Source organism: Bacillus sp. cl96 (assembly GCF_900100505.1).
In the GTDB taxonomy this organism is placed as follows: Bacteria; Bacillota; Bacilli; order Bacillales; family Bacillaceae_G; genus Bacillus_A; species Bacillus_A cereus.
In genome coordinates, this window is record NZ_FNDM01000046.1 from 1 (window position 1) to 2373 (window position 2373).

Consider the following 2373-nt stretch of genomic DNA (forward strand, 5'->3'; position numbering starts at 1 on the left):
TGTTTGTTTCGTTCAGTTTTCAAAGAACTACTTGGCCGCTCATTTGCGACTTCCTTATGTTAACATTTTCATCTTTCAATGTCAACTAAGTTTTTCATTTCGTTTGTCGCTTACGACGTTATTGTCATCGGCGACTTGTCCTATATTACACCTCTATATAATAATAGTCAATATTAATCTTTCATTTTTTTTAAAAAGATGAAAAAGACTCTCATACCACCCTTTTATTTCTCATACATATCAATAAGATAACTGAAAGGAGTGTAGAACTTGTTCAATCCTTCTTTATTACACATCATAAGCTCCCATTCAAGAAGCCCACACTATCATAGGAAGTTTCCAATCATTCTATTTTGGAGTCAAAAAAGCGGCTGTACTTCTCTTGCTAAGTGGTTCTTTTACCAGATTGATTTATTACAAACCGCTCTAAGCTATAGTCCTTTCATTCATAATTATGAATATGATATATACAAAAGTACACCTGCCTATAGTGTACGACTAGGAGTAGCGTTACGAGAAAAACAAAAAGAAACTTTTAAACTTGTTCGTAACCCTTATAGGAGAGCAGTCAGTTCTTTCGTGTCCTTAATTGGACCTCCTTATATGGAAAATCCCGAATGGAAACCCATCCGAAAGTTTTTATATCAAGATGAAAATTCCACCAAAGGGATCTCATTTAAACAATTTTTATACTATCTATTTATGAAAGGGGCTCACGCAAGTGATATTAACCCACATTTCACACAACAATATATAGCTGGTGAAGAAGAATATGTGACCAATTATATATACTTAGAAAATTTCGATCAGGAAATGAAAGAATTAGAAAAGCGTTTCGAATTAAAAACCGCACCAATAAATGAGTTCTCAACATCATGGCATCATCAAACTCCCGCCATGATTTATAAAGGGGATTTTAGCGAAGGCGATATTACTGATCCTTTATTTCCACGTCATCCAACTTTTGAAAGCTTTTATGATACTGAATGTATACAACTTGTCCAAACAATATTTCAAAATGATTTTGACACATATAAATACAGCAAAGAATATCCATACTAACTTTAGTCTATTATCTTTGCTAAATAAAAAAGATACCTCATATATAAGGTATCTTTTTAACATTTCAATTATATAAATCATACTGTTTAACAGTCTCTATTCTCCACCTTGTTACCTTTTAATAGATTACATAACTTTTGCTTATCCGCCCATCCTACTCCGATTAAAACTAAACTCGCTCCCATTATTACTCTCCATGTCAGAGATTCATTTAATAGAATAATTGAAGTAATAATACTTATTAATGGTAATGCATTTAAATATAATCCGCTTACTGATGCTGAAACTCTCTCTAGCGCTTTATTCCAAAACCAATATGCTAAAATTGTTGCTCCAATAACAAGGTATATTACACTAAGTCCCGTTTCCCAAGTTTCAACCTTTGGAAGACCGTAATAAAAAATTTCTATCAGTGCAAACGGTAAGAGAATAACAGCTCCAATAATTAAAGTTAATGTTGTAAAAACCTCGTTTGATAAATACTGTTCTTGTTTTGGTCGTTTTAGCAAAACTGTGTAGAAAGCAAATAGAAAAGTACTTAATAATATTAGTATATCTCCTATTAAAGACACTTCTTGATTAGCACTTTTAGATGGAATCGTAATAAAGAGTACTCCTATAGCACCCAATATAATTCCTATCCAATAATTCAATCGAATTTTCTCTTTCAAAAAGAGTGCTGAAAAAAGAATTGTAACTAATGGTAATGCAGCATCTATAATACTCACATGTAATCCACTTGTTAAAGAAATGCCGTAGGATGTAAACATAAAATAACCAGCTACACCGGTAAAAGCTAACAAACTCATTCTTTTCCATGGAACTTTTTTATGTACAACTGATTTTTGTAATTCCTTAAATGAGAATAGCATACAAATTCCACCTGCAAAGAAAAGACGAATAAATAACAAAGTAAACGGCTGAATAGATTCTAACGCCCATTTTGTTGGCGCAATGGCTGTACCCCATAATATAACAGCCACTAATAACATGCATATTTCTTTCATAATTCCCCACACCCATCAAAAATATATGTTAACTACCTTAATTATAGATTTTTTCTAATGTAAAATCCTTTAAAAGCACAAAAGGTTATGTAAAATCACAAACATTCTTTTTACATCTGGACTATATTCTTGAAAAGGTAATTCTTACCTTTAAATTTAAAATAATAAAAATAAACACAAAAAAACCTAAGTCAAAATGACTTAGGTTTTTGCTTGGCGACGTCCTACTCTCACAGGGACAAGGTCCCAACTACCATCGGCGCTAGAGAGCTTAACTTCCGTGTTCGGTATGGGAACGGGTGTG

General features: G+C 32.5%; 2 protein-coding genes and 1 rRNA gene. 1 reads left to right on the plus strand and 2 read right to left on the minus strand.

Annotated elements, in window-relative coordinates; all coding sequences use genetic code 11:
* Positions 1 to 270: 270 nt before the first annotated feature.
* A complete protein-coding gene (locus tag BLT20_RS29950) occupies positions 271 to 1062 on the plus strand; it encodes a sulfotransferase family 2 domain-containing protein (protein ID WP_000483019.1) in 792 nt (263 codons plus the stop codon).
* A gap of 86 nt (positions 1063 to 1148) precedes the next feature.
* On the opposite strand, the gene BLT20_RS29955 is transcribed toward BLT20_RS29950, so the two are convergent.
* Both BLT20_RS29955 and rrf read right to left on the minus strand, forming a co-directional pair.
* The gene (locus BLT20_RS29955; RefSeq protein WP_000658275.1) at positions 1149 to 2069 is read right to left on the minus strand and encodes a DMT family transporter; all 921 of its coding nucleotides are present in this window, start codon (positions 2067 to 2069) and stop codon (positions 1149 to 1151) included.
* A 211-nt stretch (positions 2070 to 2280) separates the two neighbouring features.
* Positions 2281 to 2373, minus strand: a 5S ribosomal RNA gene (gene rrf / locus BLT20_RS29960); the annotation flags it as partial.